Here is a 17,158-nt window from a genome sequence, read left to right on the forward strand (position 1 = left end):
GACAATAAATATAGGCGTATATACGCAAGTATGCCAAGATTTCTGTATTTAGTCTCTGCAGGCCCTGATCGAGAAGCTACACCTCCGATGCTGCCCCGCCACTGAGGCCCATTCCTTTGCCGCAGGTGCAAATTTAAAATGGTTGCCAGCTTTCGTCAGGCATAAGCCAGAAAGCATCATCAATCGCTGAAAATACTGGATGGGAGTCAAATGCTTCTTTTGGATTCAGAGCAGTCAAATTGCCTTTGGCGATGTCTTCGCGTACGAAAAAAGCATTGAAGCAGCAGGTTCCCACTGCGCAGAGTTCGTAGCCCTTGGGCTTCAGAAGGGTCGTCCAGGCGGTCAGGCTTGCTGCCCCTGATTGCTGCCATCTACGGTTGAATTGCTCTCGGTCACGCTGGACGACGCTGTGCCGTTCGCGAAAGCGCTTTTCAAACTCTACGACAATTACGCGAGGTCGGATGTCACGCAGGTTTTCCATGACTGCGAAGTCACCGCCATCGATGTCGATGATGAAGAGGTCGGGTTCCGGTTCCGGGTTGTTTGCCATAAGCAGGCCGTTGATATTTTCCGGGCTAATGGCTTGCTGAACGATCTTCGGCGAGTAGTATTCGGTTTCGCCCTCTCGAGTCCAATGGTAATGCCGCGTCGAAGCTGTGCGCGCGAAAAAGTAACGCATTCTGCTGCACTCAGTTGCATCGAGTTCAAAAATTGTTCCATGCCAGCCATGATTGACCAGCAAATTTGTCGACAGGTTTTCCGGAATCCCCACATCAGAATCGCTGCAGTTGCTGCCAATTTCGATGACATAGCGATTGGTGCAGCCAATATGTGTGAATAGGCGCAACAAGATTCCGTCTTCATCATTTTGCGAAAACGCACGAAACCCGCTTTCCACCAAGTCTGAAGGCTCAAGCACTCTTGGGGAGTTATGTTTCCACGTATGCATCAAGTGCTTTTGTTGGGCTGCGTCAGCATTGCTGACGAAATTGCGACGTAGTAGGGGGTTAAAACTTCCTACGTCCTCAGTCGAAAGGCCTTTGTTCAGAAGAATCGTTTCAAAGTGAATCTGACGCTCGCTCAAAGCCTTCAATTCTTGCAGGGCTTCTGCGAGCTGTTGGGACAGTGTATTGAGATCAGACATTTTGTTTTTCTTCCAATAAATCCACTGAGACAACCGGGTGCATATTGAAAATCCCGCCATAGAACGCTGCCAGCGGCGATTCTGTAACCTGCAGCTGTTCAACGTCATGCATCAGCAAGCTGTACTCTTCAAATTCGCTTCTAGAGAAACCTTTATTTGCAACACCCACCGAAAATGAATATTGACCCGCCTTTAGATTCAGATTGAGGTTGAATCTTACGAGGACCTGGGCGCCTTCTTCGCATGGCGCTTCGGGCATTTGCAAGGCAAAAGTGCTGGTCTCAAATATCGAGCGTCCCAAACGGTCCCTGACTATAAGGCCATAGGCAGGGCGCTCGAAGTCCTTGTTCAGCTTAACCACGTATCGAACGGTTAACTGAGTTTCGCTTTCAATGTGGGTGACAGGCTGGTTTTCGGCGTTCAGGAGGGCGAAGTCGATAAGTTCGGCGTCGCCGTTGGTCGTGATGGTTGTAGCTTTTGTCCACACCTTGGGGAGCTCAATCGCTTCGAGGCTCTCAGTTGCAGGAGCAATGCTCTGATCGATAGATACCTCGCCGCTACTCATGTCGGTTTTTTTGGCGACCAACCCTTGATACAAATCGATCACGTCTCGAGGTGCACCAAAACTGAGTGTTCGGCCATGGCTCAGTAGCAAAGCCTTGTTGCAAATGTGTTTGACCGTGTTGGCATCATGGGACACGAACAGTAACGTCCCCCCGCGTGCGCGAAAGCTTTCCAGGCGTTGGAAACACTTTTGCTGAAAGTAGGCATCGCCTACCGCCAACGCCTCATCAATAATCAAAATGTCGGGCTCGAACGCCGTCGAAACGGCGAAGGCGACACGCATTTGCATGCCACTGGAATACGATGAAACGGCTTGTTCGAAGTGCTCGCCAATATCAGCAAACGCCTCTATGTCGGGTATTTTTGCTTCGATTTCACGACGGCTGAAGCCCAGTAGTGCTCCGTTCATATAAACATTTTCGCGGCCGCTGAACTCAGGATTGAAGCCTGACCCCAGTTCAAGTAAAGCAGCTACACGACCGTTGATGCTCACCTTACCTGTAGTGGGGGTGAGGGTGCCGGTGATGATCTGCAAGAGAGTGCTTTTACCGCTGCCGTTCAGTCCGACGATTGCACAGGACTCGCCTTTGCGAACTTCAAGGAAAATTTCGCGAAGAGCCCAGAATTCCTTGAAGTAGTTACGACTTGGCCTGCGGAGCAGGCGACGCAACCTCGGGTAAACGAATTGCTTGAGTTGATCACGAGGGTGTTCGAATATTTCGAATCGCTTGGAAACGGCTTCCACACGAATTGCGAATTCATTAGAGGACATTCGCGAATCCTTTTCTGGTCTTCTGGAACCAGCCATATCCCGCCCAAGCAACGCTCAAGGCCACAACAGCATAAACTGCGAGGCCAGCGAAGTTAGGCATTGAACCACTGATTAGTATCGCTCGGGCTTGCTCGATAATGAAGGTGAGGGGATTGAGCATCAGCCAAGGTTGGATTTCGACGGGTAGAGCGGAAATGGGGTAAAAAACCGGAGAGGCGAACAGCAGCAAGGTCATAAGCAGGCCAATGGGGTGCGCGACATCGCGTAAATACACCCCAAGCGATGCAAGTATCCAGGCCAGGCCTAAAGACAGCACGATCAGCGGTGCTATCACCAGTGGCAGAAAAACGACTGTCCAGGGGATGGTGCCGTGAACCAGAAGTTGTGCGACCAACAATACGCCAATACTGACCAACGCGTGGAAGAAGGAGGTGCCCATGGCAATGATAGGGAGAATCTCCAGAGGGAAGACCACCTTCTTTACGTAACTTACGTTGCTCAAAATTAGCGTGGGGGCCCGAGTCAATGTCTCGGCAAACAAGCTGTGAACGATCATTCCGGTGAATAGCAGAATCGCAAACTCACCTTTGCTGCCAGGCTCGCCGGTTCCCCAACGAGCCTTGAACACGACTGAAAAGACCAGCGTGTAAATCACCAGCAACAGTATCGGGTTCGCGAATGACCACAGAATACCCATCATCGAACCTTTGTATCGTCCGATGACATCTCGTTTGGTCATTTGCTGGATCAGGTGCCAGTTTGACCAAACGCTTTTGATCAGTGACAACAGCGAGACGGGGGCGGGTGAGTGCGGGTTCATCTCAGCTTCCGCTTCAGTATTTCAAAGCGAGCCCTGAAGCCTTGGGTCTTGATCGCCTGGATCTGAGCCTTGACCCATGCCTTGTTAAGGAACAGCCGGGCGATGTGCTGCCGCGGCGACTCTACGACGACAGGGGCGGGTACTTCAGGCATGTAGAACCCTGCCGAAACCTTAAGTACTCCAGGATTGAAATCCTTGATTAGTTCGGTTTCTGCGGCCTCATCCCAAGTTCTTTCGGGGAACGACTGACGGATATCCAATGTGACGGTAGCAGGCAGCAGGTGCTTGATTTTACCGCTGATCATTGCCGCCAGTGGCCGCCCGTCAAGATAATGGAGTGCGATACCCAGGTCGGCAGGGAGCGACGCAGTCCTGAAAATGAAGCGGCCATATCCGGGTGGGCCGGCAGCGTCCACATGACCAAAGTCGATCAACTCGTGAACGGTATGCACAGGCGAGTGACCATCGTCCATGATCACCGCGGTTGCCGCGCAGTTCACTTGATCGTCGCTTTGCAAGGCGCCAGCTAGAACGGTCAGGTGGTTGAAGAACAGCTTTTCATTCGGTGCGACAAATATGATCGCGTCGGATTCCGCTGCGTCGTTTACCAGTTCCTGAAGAATTTCTCCTAGCGGACGTTTGCTCTTGATTCCAGGATGAATGCCGTACCTGTAGGCTTCAACTTCCTTTATCTGAATCGGGATAGGCGAGGCGCTGAGGATTCTTGAAATTTCCGGTTTCAGGCTGCCAGCGATTACCTTATCGATGACCAGCGTGGCGGTGAAGTTTCTGTAATCCTGATGGCGGACGCTTTCGACGTGTGCTTTCAGAGCCGCAGTAGAGTACTCGGGCATCAAGAGGTTTAGGCTGATATGTGTTTTTTCGCCTTCGGTCCCAAGATGTCGTGTGACTAATTGTTGCTTACGCTCCTTCAAGCCACTGTACAGTTCCTTCAAGCTGCCGATCAGCGAGTAATGGCTGTTGAAGATAGCCTGTGCCTTTTTGATCTTGGCCATGGCCTCTTCGGGATTGCTTTTTATCCAGCTGAGGTGGGCTGTGATATCGCCGTAGATCTGCTCCATCGGAGACCGGCTGTCGATATAAAGAAGTGAATCGCCAAAGAATTTTTGCGCGAAAGGATTCTCGTCGCAGATGACAAGGGTGCCAGCAGCAATGGTTTCGAACAGACGGTTCGACATCATTTCCGAGTCGCGGTGGGCCTGGGAGGACAGTACCAGTGCCGCCCCCGCTTTGGCGATCTCGTTGATCATGGAGTTTCCGTCGAACGGAATCTCTCGAACGTAGCTCTGATAACCTTCCCAGACACGCACGCCCTGAAAAATGGTTGGGCCGTAGATTTTCAGCAGACCGGTAGGGTCGAGTCGCTTGAGCACTTCCTGCTGGCGCGATTGACGACTGCTGACGATCGCTTCCCAGTTAATACCGGCGTAGAACAGTTTGCCGTCACCCAGAGATGGTTCATGTACGATCTGGGGGGTGGAGTGGTACAGCTTGAAGTGTGCGGGTAAGTGCGTCGTAGCGCCACGTACCATTCGGGCCACATGGTCATCAGCGGCAATGGAGCTGCAACTGAGGAAGTCATCGTGCGTGGTCAGGTTGCGCGAGCAACGTTGATAGCCCCACTCATGGTAGAACTTCAGCGGGTTCCAGAGTGCGACAAAGGAAAACGCGTCGTAGCGCTTTGGGGTGTCGTAGTGGAGGTGAATCACAAAATCGACATTCGCCTTGGACGCTTTTATGTCCGGAGCGGAGACGAAGCCGCCATCGGCGAGGATTTCAACGCATTCAACCCCAATGGCTTTGGCTGCCAGCTTTAGACGTGCGATGCACTCATCTTCTGCGGTTTTAATACCTGGCCAAAGTTTTACAACTCCGAAGCGACCAAATAAACCCTCGGGCAGAGGGAAATCATTGTTCATTACATTGGATCCAAATGTAGGAAATTAAAAGATGACGGTTCGCCTGCGGTGCTTGCATCAGATGTCGATACGTGCGTCCGGGGTCGGCGACTCAAGCAAGTTCAAGAAGTCCTCGTAGGCGCTTTTGAGCCCTGTTTTTTCATCAATTTTAGGTTTCCATCCAAGCGCTCTAATCTTGCTGCTATCCAGTAGCTTGCGGATAGTGCCATTTGGTTTGTTCGTGTCGTAAACGATTTTTCCCTCATAGCCGACGACCTCCGCAATCATCGCAGCAAGGTCGGCGATGGCGATATCGTGATTACAGCCGATGTTGTAGAGGTCGTCAGTGGTTGGCGCGAGCATTACGCACTTCATTGCGTCGGCAAGGTCGTCAACATGCAGGAGTTCGCGTCGTGGAGTGCCATCGCCCCAAACGACGAACTCTTTCTGCTGCAGGACTTTGGCCGCATGCGTACGACGGAGAATTCCCGCAACGACATGGCTGTGTTGAGAGTGGTAATTGTCGCCGGGGCCATAAAGATTTGGCGGGATAACGGAGACGAAGTCACAGCCATATTGTTTGCGGTAGGCCCGGCACATTTCAATGCCAGCAATTTTGCTGACAGCGTACGCGCGGATACTATCTTCCAAAGGTCCAGTGAGTAGCGTCTCTTCGGTAATAGGTTGTGCTGCATTTTTGGGATAGGTGCAGTTGGTGGCGACAAAGAGTAATTTTTTGGTCCCGAACTTGTGAGCGCCAGAGATGACGTTCGTTTGAATCATCAAGTTGTCGTAAATGAAAGATGCAGGCAGCGTTGCGTTGGCATGAATACCGCCGACCTTGGCGCCGACATGAAAGATATAGTCCGGGCGGTGCTCTGCCATCCAATCGTATACAGCAGCCTGGTTGGTAAGATCCAAATCGGCCCTAGACGTCAGCAGTAGTTGGGCATCCTCGTCTTTAAAGTTCCGGACTACAGCAGAGCCAAGCATTCCTTTGTGCCCTGTAATCCAAACTTTTTTTCCGGCGAAGTGTGGTACGGAACCCTGTACTGATGCCTTGACGCTTGTTGCAGACATTTGATCATCCTAATTATTTGGAAAGCTTCGCAAATTCACCTTCACCCTGCATCCGTTCGTCCTGCGCCGCCATCAAGGTAAGTTATCGGTACCCTGCGCAGCGTGCGGTCAAGCAAGCCTTTTTGCCCCACGTACAACACACTCATTTCAGAAGGGGAGCTCAGGTCGAAAGTCGCCTTTATTAATCCCTGCACGGTAATTGCGCGCTCCGTTTTCTGTTGTCCACTCTGGTCGGAGGACTGTGGGTTTGTATCCTGTCAAAGTGCCATTCGGTAAACTTGGGTTGATGGCTATTTGCCCACTTTGTATCGTTCACCGGCGACCTACTTTTATCAAAACCAAGACATTAGCTCATCTCGCGCTGCCTAGAGGGTCTGTATGGGGGAAGGGTAACAGTGAGGTCGGCTTTGGCAACCGCCTCTTCCTGTAGCCCTTCTGCAGAGGTGCTGCGTTACATCGGCGATGTTACCACGTCGTATTTTTTTTTCCTCCCCTACAAGGGCATTGGCACATTTTGCCCACTGACGCGGCACTGACCGCTGATCGAGTTGGGGTGAGTCCAGTGGACGCTGCATCGTAAACGTTAACCTTCTGACATTGCTCTGCAAAAGGCCATGTTTGTTCAGGTAAAGACACAGCGTGAGCCAGACAAGTTCAGATTGTCAGTGTCAAATATCAGGTCGTAGTCGCGTGATGGATTTTCTTTGATCATGGGCGCGCCAGGTGTTCGTTGGGAGATACCCCCACAGGTCTGCCCGAAACTGAGGAGGCTCTCGATAGTCCGGGCTGGGCCTGCGGTAACGTGGTCAGATATCTCACACGAACATCCTGTTCGCCACTGGATACTTTTGCGATGACTGAAGTCGTATTGATAACGTATTGGGGCGTTAATTTACGATCAACGGTGTTATTTCCTTGGCGTATAGACCTGATCCTTCTGGTGTCAGGTGCACGATGTCATAGATCAGGGGTTTTTCATCGGGAGATGCCATTGGGCAGGACCCGTTAGGGCATACCGCTTTTGTCAGTGATACATAAGCAATACGGTTGTGATGAGAGACCACCTCACTGACGGCAGCCTCGGACCGTTGCATGACCTCCCAATCAACATCATTTGACGAGTTGAAGTTGAACATCTTGCCTTTTATCCTATCAATCATGATCAAGGGAACGCTGCGTTTGAAAAGTGGCGCTTCACCTATTACAACCACTTTAGTCAAGTTCAAGGTGTCTACTTTATCCAGCGTTCGATCTAAGGACGCCATGTATTCGGGCGATATCGGCCAGCCGGCAGTAATGATTAGAATATCGGGTCGAGCGGCCTCGATTTTTTTTAAGAATATTTCGTTTGCATTCTTGCAGTAAGGGCGTGCCGGCATATCCATGCCTAGAATCGGAGCGCATGCTGAGGCCGTTAACTGCCCAAGTGAGATGTTATGTTCGCCAAGTGTTTTACGTAGCCCCATATAGAGGTGTGCGGCATGACTGTCTCCCCAAAGAAGCGCCGTTTTATTTTTTCCAGAGGGCACACAACGTAGGAGGTCCGTTTTAGCGGGATCTTGATCCGGGTCTAGAAAACATTCCCCCGCTTGATAATCCTTGGTTGGATTGTAGGACATCGTCGTAAGCACTTGATCGATTCGACTTTGGGAAGATGAGGGGAAGCCGTGTTTGTGTGAGACGAACCATCCTGTGGCTACCACTAGGCAAAGAGACATAGATGCGACTGACAAGATGTGTGCAGGCGTCCTTTGCTTTTTTGCGTAACGGAAAGTTTGCTCAATCAGTTTGTAATTTAACCAAGCTAAAAGAATGGCCATTGCAAAAATCACCAGTGCGGCGATCTCTTTGTCTGCATTAGGGAATGCGCGTTTGGCGAATACAATCAAAGGCCAGTGAACGAGATACAGGGAGTACGATATTTTTCCCACGAATACCATCGGTCGGGAGCCCAAGAGCATCGACATCCTGTCGTCTTGCTCGCCAGCCATGATAATGAGCGCTGCGCCTAAGCACGGTAGGGCTGCGGCGATTCCAGGGAACGGGGTTTGACTATTGTAGAAGAATATTGGGTAAGCCAATCCGGCCATGCCCAGCGCAAACAGGCATAGCGAGATTATCGGAGGTTTTTTTAGGTGTAGCGCGGGAAGTGCAATCAAACTCCCGATAAGAAGCTCGAATGCACGAAACGGCAGAAGATAAAACGACGCGGTTGGGTTTGTAGAGAGTAATTGCTGCGAGAAAAACAACGATACAGCCAGCATGATAACGATGGTTGCGGGTATCAACCGTTTTGAAAGTTTCGAAAGTCCCAGGATGATTAACGGGAAGAAGATATAGAATTGCTCCTCGATACCAAGTGACCAAAGGTGCAGAAGCGGAATCTCATCCGCGGAGGGCGAAAAATAATTGAGGGTGGCATAGAAGTAGATGTTTGCGGAGAAAAGCGCTGAGGCGATAGCGGATTTTGCGTAGTTTGCAAGTTCACTTGGATACAGTAGGCAATAGGCGGCAATCGATGTTGTGACTATCACCGACAGAAAGGCAGGCAGGATCCGGCGTGCTCGTCTTACGTAGAAATTCGCGATGGAGAATGAGTCGTTGCTAGTCTCTGCGTAGATAATCTTCGAAATAAGGTAGCCAGAAATCACGAAAAATATGTCGACCCCGACAAATCCGCCAGGAAGTAATCCGACATTCAAATGGAAAATCACCACACTCAGGACGGCTATCGCCCGGAGTCCATCAATATCTGAACGGTACTTCATGTCTTGGAAAAACCCTTGTGGTTACTCAGTTTATGGGGGGGATTCTAACCGTGAAAATGACTTTTTTGATCTGTTTTTCGTTCCGGATTCGGAATTAGGATGGATTAACCAAATTCTGCACGGAGTAGTTTTCGCCACAAAAAATGATGTGAATCGCTCCGGGTTTCGTAGACACCTCTTTGCCTTAGAATGAGGCCAATCAGGAGGTGCCATGAGCAACCCACGTTATCCCGAAGAATCCAAAATCCAAGCAGTCAATCCAGTGACCGAAAACAAGCTACCCGTTGCTGAGGTGGCTGCCCGTCTCGGCGTGTCGACGCATAGCCTCTATGCCTGAATAAAGCGCTACAGCAAACCTCAAGTAGAACGGCAGCAGGCTGATGACCAGCACGCTGAACTGCGTCGCCTACGAGCGGAATTCAAACGCGTCACTGAAGAGCAGACATATTAAAAAGTCCGCCGCATACTTTGCCAAGGAGTGCGGCTGAAGTACGCCTTTATCAAGCTGCGCGCGGGCGACTATTCGATTCGACGGCTTTGCCTGGCGCTGAAAGTCCATCCCAGCGGTTATTACGCCTGGCTGGCTGAGCCGCAATCTGTACGCGCCAAAGACGACCAGCGACTGGTGGGTTTGATCAAGCATTTCTGGCTGGAGAGCGGCGGCGTTTATGGCTGTCGCAAAATCCATGACGATCTGCTCGAGATCGGTGAAGACTGTGGTCGGTACCGTGTGGCAAGGCTAATGCGTCTTGCGGGACTGCGCTCTCAGACAGGTTATCGACGTCGCCCAGTAAAGTGCGGCGGTAAGCCAGTGGTCGCCTCGCCCAATTTGCTGAAGCGCCAGTTCGATGCCGTAGAACCCAACAAAGTTTGGGTCATCGACATCACCTACATTCGCACGTATGAAGGCTGGTTGTATTTGGTGGTGGTGCTGGACCTGTTTTCTCGTCAGGTCGTTGGCTGGTCAATGAAGTCGCAGATGACCAGTGATCTGGCTATTAATGCGTTGGTGATGGCGGTTTGGAGGCGTAAACCGAAGCAAGAGGTGATGGTTCATTTCGGCCAGGTAGCCAGTACAGCAGCTCCGATTGGCGCAGCTTTAATTTGATTGCCAGCATGAGTCGCCGAGGCAACTGTCATGACAATGCTGTGGCCGGGAGCTATTTCCAGCTTCTGAAACGGGAACGGATCAGGCGGAAAACATACACCACGCGGGAAGATGCTCGTAGTGATGTGTTCGATTACATCGAGATGTTCTACAACGTTAAACGTCGGCATGGCTTCAACAAACAACTGTCGCCGGTAGAGTTTGAAAAGCGTTATGCAATGAGTTTGCAAGGTGTCTAGAGAGTCCGGGGCGATTTAATTTCATTCTGGGGAGGCCGTGAGCAATAGGAGCAGCCGTTAGGAGGTGGTTCTCCCCAGAGTGCGAAACTTTATCACATGAGTAATCGTGAGCACTGCTGCTTACTCTACCCGGCTCTGATCCCGTGGGGGGCAGGGCCGGGCTTTACTCGGGTCGAAAGGCAGCACTGGTTGATGACCGTTAGGTCATAACGCTAGCCATCAAAGCGGGACAGTGCAGCTGACGTTAGAGAACCAGGCGCTACCATCCTGTACCAGAGCGAATCGTAACTGCGGCGATTCAGCTTTGTTAATAATTGGTAACTTAAGAGCGCTGAGAGGCACTGTTAGCGTCTCGCTTTCACCGGGCCGAAGAATGCGATTGCTCGGCGCACGATATCCGTTGTCCCATTGAGTGACTGTTCCATCTGTCTTTTCAATGTGGTATCCGATCCTTATCGGAAACGGCCCAGCTCCCATGCTCCAGTTGAAATCACTTTTATTGGTTAAAGTCAGTTTTAACGAAAGGTCTTTATTTGAAGATGCTCCTCCTTCTGGCGTACAGGTAAGGTTGCCTTTCATGACGTCGAGCGGGGTTATCGCAGTGTCCCCCGCTCCCCTCGTTAATACTGATCCATCCAGAAATAATTCTGAGTGAGTTCTGTTGTTAACTGTAACTGGAACGTCGCCGGAATAGGTGGTTACAAAAGCGCTGAAGGTGTTTCCGTTGACCAGTGCAGGATAGCTATTTCTATTGGATGCCTCTTTTGAAAGTATCTCTATAGAGTTAATATTTTTGTAGTCGGGGGTGTAGTGGATCAAGTATCCCGGGTTGTGCAGCAGCGCGTAAGAAAAATTACCTTTACCCTCGATGAGTTGGTAGTTGAGGGTTTGAAGAGTTTGACGGATCTCTGAATATTCTTCGTTTTTAAGAACGCTTCGGTCAATTACGATGGATTTAAATCCTAAGGCTTCAATCTCGGTTAGTTGTTGTGCAAAGGGAAGTTTGGATGTTCTATAATTCCAGTCATCTGCCGGGCTGTTCTTTGCGCCACCGTTGCTCCAGTGAAGGGTATGTGAGTTGAGATAAAGACGAATGTGGGAAAAGGAACCCCAGCCATAATAAGGACTCTCTCGTAAATATTGAGAATAGGGATACTGATAGACCATAGAGTCTTTCGGGACGGACTTTTCCAGAGAGCTAACAAATTCTCGCTCGGCTATAAATTGATCTGCAACAGACTGACTCCTACCATTCGACGTAGTGGGGATCTGATCAACCAGTGCTGCCATCGTAATTGCAATAATAAGCGCGGATGCGAATTTTTGACGATTTTTTCCCTTGCTGTCGCGCCATTTGTCAATGAGTTGGGCTCCAAACAATAAGAGAAAGAAAGTCAGTAGTACGCCAAAACGGTCATAGGCGCGGATGGTAGGAAATATTAATGCGACAATAGTGCCAATGCCTCCAAAGATATTGCACAAGAGCGAAAAGAGAATTAACGGCAATAGTGCATCGGTCAGACTTAATTGTTGACCGGGTATTACAGGGTGGCTGGTTCTTCTCAATATAGGGAGAGCTAGCGATATTAGTGCGATCGCAAGAAAAAAGGAAACTAAAAGACCAAGAGCGACTGTTACGGCGTTTGCATATTTTCTTGCCGCATTGTTGCTGTTTAGCATTTTTTGCCCGATATCACCTATTATCGGTATTGTATTTTGGGGGTTGGGTGCAAGTAGTTGTTTGAGGCTTGTACTGTACACCTCCGCCTCGAAAGGTTGCTTTATTAGTACTGGGTCTTCTGTTGTGCCTGTGGGGAAATACTCACTATGATGATTTTTTTTGTAATTATACAAAGGTAGTTGTAATAGTACTGATACAATCACTAGTAACAGGATGTAAGTAATGGCTGGAGTCATTAGTATGGGTTTTCGCCATCCTACTAAAATTGCGCGGGAGCCAGCAACGAAACCAAGAATCAGTAGTGTAAAAAAAGCGTAGTAGCCATCAGATAATGCGATTAATAATACGAAAAGCGCACCGAGTAAAAAAGAACGATTGGTTATAAGATTTTTCGGGTTTGTTAAAAGGATATGATCGAATTTCCCCTGGAAGGTCCATATGGCAGAAACAATGGCAAGAGGGACGATAAAGTAATTCGGTATAAATGAATAGATTAGAAAGTTTATTCTAAAGGTGGTAAATGCAAACAGGAAGGCCACGCATATTCCGCAGAGTCTGGATATGTTAAGCAGTCTACAGGCGATAAAGGAGGTGAGGGCAATTAAGGAAAAATTTAGTAGGTAGTAAAACTGTTGAAGAAAGATTGGGTCTTTGATAAAAAAATTTAAACCCAGCATGATGACTGAGTGCAATGCGCTGGTCTGTGCGGCGGCATTGTGATGCCAGCTTGCAACTTCTGGTGCTCCTAGGAATGGATTGCTAAGTACCCATCCCGTATCGGTTAATACTTTCGTCAGGGTCAATTGCCATATGTCATCCCCATTCCCGTATATCATAGGAATCGACATGTCCCAATGGTTAAGCCCTAGAACATAGTAGCCTAACACCATCGGTAGAATTATCAGAAGGCCAATGTAAATTCCCAGTTTTTTTAGTAATGGCTTTTTGTTTTGGCGCAATGCTTCTTGCATCCTGGAATGTACCTTGTGTTGTTTTTTAACTTGCGTTATTTTTGAAGATTAATAATTTGCAGGCGATGAACATGACGGTGCTGTAAATTACTATTCCACAGAGTTGCGCAATGTAAGGATTTATTTTTAGGACGTTTAACGCGAGTAACACTGCGGCTGCGTTCAATAAATAGGCGATAATGGCGCACAGTATATATTTAGGAAGCGAGTGCCTCGCAGGGTTCGTGCTTTTAAATGTCCAGATGCTATTCAGGGTAAAGCTAATAGCCAAGCCTACGGCATAACCCACAGCATTAGCCGTCAGTGGGCCGAGGGATGTAAAGTACATGATTGCATAGATAGCGGCCAAACCTGTCAGCGTGTTTAACACGCCGACAAGTAAGAATTTCATCGTCTGAATGGCCAGTGCAATCATTCTGGCGCTCGCGCAGACATACGGTACTGAGCACCCAGTGCGAGCCAATTCAACTTCCGCTCCAGCGGGCGCAGATAGCTCAAGAAGGCCGGAAAGAAAAGTTTGTAGTCAACGCTGGGTTTTGCCCAGCCACCGGCAGTTGCGCGTTTCGCCATAGTCCGCCCCAGAATCAGTTTTGCGTTTACATCAAGGGGGCAGGTATTCACCGCTTTAACGGTCAGTGGATTCAGCGGGTTATGCTCATATATCGTTAGAATTCCTCCTGGTTTGGTGATGCGTAGCAACTCCTTTAACCAGTGATCATGGTCTTCGTGCGGTATATGGTGAAAGACGCAAGCTGTGAATACGATATCCTGGCTGTGTGTAGGCAAAGGGATGGTGTTTTCAATCTGTACGTATCTTTCGTCACCGGGGAATCTGATTTTTGCGATTTCAATACTGCGGGATGAGACATCCCCGCAAGTAATCGCACTGTCAGGGAAATATTTTCTGAAGAAGGGTAATGAGTTTCCGATACCGCTGCCGAAGTCAAAAACAGAGGCCGAGGGCAGTTTTTGATCTGCTACTAGCGCTGCCAAGTCTGCAATTTTGTATTCAGAAAAAAACTCCGGGTTTTCGCCGGTAATTGCGACGTTCTCTTTATGCTGATCATGGTACTCGTCAGCAAGCAGATCGAATTCGGCACGTACGCGTTGATCTTTATCCGGGTTGATATTGTCGCTCAATTCGATGTCTCCTTGCTGGGCTCCGTTTTGATCTCCTTGTCCAGAGATGAGACTATCTCTTGAATAATAAACAAAGGTCGGCCTTTGGTTTCTATATAGAGTCTTCCCAAATATTCTCCCATGACACCAGCAACAAATAACTGCATGCTGCCCAGCGCCAGCATGATCACTGCCAAGGATGTCCATCCTTCTACACTGTTGCCTGTGAAGTAGTGAAGCAACACATAACCCAATAGCAGTACTGTGGCCGCCCCGAAGCCAATGCCTAAATACGATGCCATGCGCAAAGGGCGTACAGAGAATCCGGTGATTGCATCTATTGCAAACTTAATCATCTTCGACAACGGGTACTTTGTTTCCCCGGCGAATCGTGCTGCGCGCTCATAGGGAAGGGCTTCTTGCTTAAGCCCGATCCAACTGACCATTCCGCGAATAAAGCGATGATGCTCGGGCATTCCGTTCAACAGGTCGACGGCTCGACGACTCATCAGGCGGAAGTCCCCGGTATCTGCAGGGATGTCGATGTCTACCATCCGGTTAAGCATGCGATAGAAGAAGTGAGCCGAAGCCTTTTTGAACATCGTCTCGCCGTCGCGTTTAATCCGCTGGCCGTAGACAACGTCGCATCCGTGGTCCATTCGTTCCATCATTTTTGATAGCAGTTCTGGAGGATCCTGAAGGTCGGCGTCGAGGATGAAAACCCGATTCCCCCGACAGAGTTGCAAGCCGGCTGACAATGCAAGTTGATGACCATGGTTGCGTGAGAGATTGATGGCAACCACGCGGCGATCAATTTGCGACAGATCCTGCATGATTTTCCACGTTGAATCCTTGGACCCATCATTGATCAGGACGAGTTCGTAGTCATCGTTAAGTTGCTCTGTACAGACGGCGGTAACTCGTCGGTGCAACTCGAGAATCCCGTCTTCCTCGTTATAACAAGGAATGACTACAGATAATGTTGGCCCTGCCATTGATTCATCCTTAATTCTGAAAAGATTGCGTCATTTGCGTTACATGGACGAATGCCATGCATAGGCATGGGCAATGATATCGTCTAGAGCAGGGTAACGCGGGGTCCAGTTCAAAGCCTTCCTTGCCTGTGCGGAGTCCGCGACGAGCACTGATGGGTCGCCCATGCGCCTGGCTACAAACTCATGAGGAACTGCCTGGCGAGTGATTCGTTGCACGCTATTCAGAACATCTTTAACGCTATAGCCGGCGCCGTTCCCCAGGTTCAGCTTCAGGGAGTTGCCCTGATTTCGCAAATGATTCAATGCCGACAGGTGGGCGGCGGCTATGTCGCAGACGTGAATGTAGTCGCGCACGCATGTGCCATCGGCAGTTGAGTAGTCATCGCCAAAAATTTTCAGCGAAGGGCCGTTGCCCAGGGCGGCATTGATTGCCAAAGGTATCAAGTGCGTTTCCGGCTCATGGCGCTCGCCTAGCGAACCGTCTGGTTGAGCGCCTGCAGCGTTAAAGTACCGCAGGCACACGTGACGTATACCGTAGGCCTGTTCGTAATCAGGTAGAACCTGCTCGACTGCGAGCTTGGATCGGCCATAAGGATTTATCGGAACGGTTTGGTGAGCCTCGCAAATAGCGCCGTTGGTAGGGCTCCCAAAAATGGCCGCAGTAGATGAAAATATGAAGTTCTTGATCTGATGGTGCGCCATGCTCGCCAGCAAGGCGAGGGTCTTGCTCAGATTGTTCTCGTAATACTTCGCAGGCTGCAGGACCGATTCCCCCACTTGAATGTAGGAAGCAAAATGCATTACTGCGTCGATCTCATGTTCCTGAAAAATTTGCTCGAGGAGTTCGCGATTACCAGCGTCCCCGACAATAAGAGGCACGCTCTGAGGCACGGTGTCGGCAAACCCGGAACTCAGGTCGTCGAGCACGACGGCTTTCAAGCCCTCTTCAGTCAGCATTCTCACCATGTGAGAACCTATATAACCGGCGCCCCCAATAACCAGTACGTTTTTCGCCGTCACACCGCCTCTCCTTCGATGGCTTAGAGTCCGTTTTGCACATTCAATAAAATGGCGCTTGTTAATCCTTCTGACACTATATCAATCTTGGTGCGTTCCTGGGCCTTGCAGCGTGCGCTTTGAACGTTTTTTGACGCTGCAGGTTCAAGCCAACATCGGATAAGTAAACAACCCAAAATGCAGCAAATTCAGCCCGAAATGCGTAACAACCGCGGCCCCCAACCCCCCGAACCGATACGCTAGTCCGTACCCGACGCCAGCAATAGTCGCTAGCAACGTCCATTGCCATCCCGCACCTAAGTGCACCAACCCGAACAGCAACGCCGCCAAAAACAGCGCCAGATTCTCCCCATACGGCAACTGCTTGAACCGACGGCTTAACCCGCCCTGGATGTACCCGCGAAACAGCGCTTCCTCCACCAGCGTCACCAGAAGCAGGTTATTCAAAACCCATAGCCAAGCCTGTTCCGGCCACTTCGGCGCCCAACTGATGACGCCCAACAACGCAGCGCCGCCCAATGCGGCAATCGCCGTCAGGGTCAACGCCAGCGCCATGGCACAGATCGACAGGCGCAAGGAGCGGCGTGCAACAATCCACGGGCATACCAGCAGCAGCCAGAAGCCGATCAGCGGCTTGTCCTGGTTCAGGTACAGGGAGAAGGGCACGGCATCGTCGGTGAAGCGTTGCGGGTCGATGGCCCGGCCATTGTAGAACCCGGGCAGCCAGTGCATGGCCAGGGCCAGAGCGAGCACCACGAACAGGCCGTGGCCCAGGTACTGGCCGACGCGGCTGCGTTGCTGGCGCACGGCAAAGCCGGCAGCCAACAGCAGCAAGATCGACAGGGCGGCCAGCAGGCCCAGTTGCCCGTAGCTCAGGGCCAGTGCGTAGCCAATGGAAAGAAGTGCCAGGTACATCCATGGCAGAGCGGTCATGGGGAATCCTTGTTGCGTAAGAATGGGT

12 protein-coding genes and 1 pseudogene are annotated in these 17,158 nt (G+C 50.3%); 1 reads left to right on the top strand and 12 read right to left on the bottom strand.

The features are described 5' to 3' along the window. Positions 1 to 133: 133 nt before the first annotated feature. From ABCR88_RS10450 to ABCR88_RS10475, 6 genes are all read right to left on the bottom strand, one after another. Positions 134 to 1,144: an FkbM family methyltransferase gene (locus ABCR88_RS10450; protein ID WP_015634793.1), complete on the bottom strand. Its 1,011-nt coding sequence runs from the start codon at positions 1,142 to 1,144 to the stop codon at positions 134 to 136. Continuing rightward, positions 1,137 to 2,480 (bottom strand): ABC transporter ATP-binding protein, encoded by a 1,344-nt coding sequence (locus ABCR88_RS10455; RefSeq protein WP_350404497.1) that lies wholly within the window; start codon positions 2,478 to 2,480, stop codon positions 1,137 to 1,139. The genes ABCR88_RS10450 and ABCR88_RS10455 overlap by 8 nt, the downstream gene beginning before the upstream one ends. Then, positions 2,470 to 3,300, bottom strand: a complete 831-nt coding sequence (locus ABCR88_RS10460; RefSeq protein WP_041116923.1) for an ABC transporter permease — start codon at positions 3,298 to 3,300, stop codon at positions 2,470 to 2,472. The genes ABCR88_RS10455 and ABCR88_RS10460 overlap by 11 nt, the downstream gene beginning before the upstream one ends. Continuing rightward, the gene (locus tag ABCR88_RS10465) at positions 3,297 to 5,240 is read right to left on the bottom strand and encodes a glycosyltransferase family 1 protein (protein WP_350404498.1); all 1,944 of its coding nucleotides are present in this window, start codon (positions 5,238 to 5,240) and stop codon (positions 3,297 to 3,299) included. The genes ABCR88_RS10460 and ABCR88_RS10465 overlap by 4 nt, the downstream gene beginning before the upstream one ends. A 57-nt stretch (positions 5,241 to 5,297) precedes the next feature. Then, positions 5,298 to 6,299, bottom strand: a complete 1,002-nt coding sequence (locus ABCR88_RS10470; RefSeq protein WP_041116927.1) for a GDP-L-fucose synthase — start codon at positions 6,297 to 6,299, stop codon at positions 5,298 to 5,300. A gap of 887 nt (positions 6,300 to 7,186) precedes the next feature. Beyond that, a complete protein-coding gene (locus ABCR88_RS10475) occupies positions 7,187 to 9,067 on the bottom strand; it encodes an acyltransferase family protein (RefSeq protein ID WP_350404500.1) in 1,881 nt (626 codons plus the stop codon). Positions 9,068 to 9,278: 211 nt separating this feature from the next. Here ABCR88_RS10475 and ABCR88_RS10480 point away from each other — a divergent pair. Then, positions 9,279 to 10,414, top strand: a pseudogene (locus tag ABCR88_RS10480) (IS3 family transposase). 219 nt (positions 10,415 to 10,633) lie between these two features. Here ABCR88_RS10480 and ABCR88_RS10485 read toward each other — a convergent pair. The 6 genes from ABCR88_RS10485 to ABCR88_RS10510 form a co-directional block, all read right to left on the bottom strand. Then, entirely contained in the window at positions 10,634 to 13,066 is a 2,433-nt protein-coding gene (locus ABCR88_RS10485; RefSeq protein WP_232644132.1) for a hypothetical protein, read from the bottom strand. A gap of 25 nt (positions 13,067 to 13,091) precedes the next feature. Beyond that, positions 13,092 to 13,481, bottom strand: a complete 390-nt coding sequence (locus ABCR88_RS10490) for a GtrA family protein (RefSeq protein WP_350404502.1) — start codon at positions 13,479 to 13,481, stop codon at positions 13,092 to 13,094. Continuing rightward, on the bottom strand, positions 13,478 to 14,206 hold the full coding sequence (locus ABCR88_RS10495) for a class I SAM-dependent methyltransferase (RefSeq protein WP_052470395.1): 729 nt from the start codon (positions 14,204 to 14,206) through the stop codon (positions 13,478 to 13,480). The genes ABCR88_RS10490 and ABCR88_RS10495 overlap by 4 nt, the downstream gene beginning before the upstream one ends. Continuing rightward, positions 14,203 to 15,180, bottom strand: a complete 978-nt coding sequence (locus tag ABCR88_RS10500) for a glycosyltransferase family 2 protein (protein ID WP_232644134.1) — start codon at positions 15,178 to 15,180, stop codon at positions 14,203 to 14,205. The genes ABCR88_RS10495 and ABCR88_RS10500 overlap by 4 nt, the downstream gene beginning before the upstream one ends. A gap of 39 nt (positions 15,181 to 15,219) precedes the next feature. Next, on the bottom strand, positions 15,220 to 16,200 hold the full coding sequence (gene galE / locus ABCR88_RS10505; protein WP_332840605.1) for a UDP-glucose 4-epimerase GalE: 981 nt from the start codon (positions 16,198 to 16,200) through the stop codon (positions 15,220 to 15,222). A 141-nt stretch (positions 16,201 to 16,341) separates the two neighbouring features. Further along, complete coding sequence (locus ABCR88_RS10510; protein WP_350404503.1) at positions 16,342 to 17,130, bottom strand: CPBP family intramembrane glutamic endopeptidase; 789 nt, start codon at positions 17,128 to 17,130, stop codon at positions 16,342 to 16,344. Positions 17,131 to 17,158 lie beyond the last annotated feature (28 nt).

The sequence above is a fragment of the Pseudomonas sp. W17 genome (genome assembly GCF_040268305.1).
In the GTDB taxonomy this organism is placed as follows: domain Bacteria; phylum Pseudomonadota; class Gammaproteobacteria; order Pseudomonadales; family Pseudomonadaceae; genus Aquipseudomonas; species Aquipseudomonas protegens.

Excerpts from the sequence above, each read along its gene's own strand:
- ABCR88_RS10450 (WP_015634793.1), bottom strand. The coding sequence starts at position 1,144 with ATGTCTGATCTCAATACACTGTCCCAACAGCTCGCAGAAGCCCTGCAA.
- ABCR88_RS10455 (WP_350404497.1), bottom strand. The coding sequence starts at position 2,480 with ATGTCCTCTAATGAATTCGCAATTCGTGTGGAAGCCGTTTCCAAGCGA.
- ABCR88_RS10460 (WP_041116923.1), bottom strand. The coding sequence starts at position 3,300 with ATGAACCCGCACTCACCCGCCCCCGTCTCGCTGTTGTCACTGATCAAA.
- ABCR88_RS10465 (WP_350404498.1), bottom strand. The coding sequence starts at position 5,240 with ATGAACAATGATTTCCCTCTGCCCGAGGGTTTATTTGGTCGCTTCGGA.
- ABCR88_RS10470 (WP_041116927.1), bottom strand. The coding sequence starts at position 6,299 with ATGTCTGCAACAAGCGTCAAGGCATCAGTACAGGGTTCCGTACCACAC.
- ABCR88_RS10475 (WP_350404500.1), bottom strand. The coding sequence starts at position 9,067 with ATGAAGTACCGTTCAGATATTGATGGACTCCGGGCGATAGCCGTCCTG.
- ABCR88_RS10485 (WP_232644132.1), bottom strand. The coding sequence starts at position 13,066 with ATGCAAGAAGCATTGCGCCAAAACAAAAAGCCATTACTAAAAAAACTG.
- ABCR88_RS10490 (WP_350404502.1), bottom strand. The coding sequence starts at position 13,481 with ATGATTGCACTGGCCATTCAGACGATGAAATTCTTACTTGTCGGCGTG.
- ABCR88_RS10500 (WP_232644134.1), bottom strand. The coding sequence starts at position 15,180 with ATGGCAGGGCCAACATTATCTGTAGTCATTCCTTGTTATAACGAGGAA.
- ABCR88_RS10510 (WP_350404503.1), bottom strand. The coding sequence starts at position 17,130 with ATGACCGCTCTGCCATGGATGTACCTGGCACTTCTTTCCATTGGCTAC.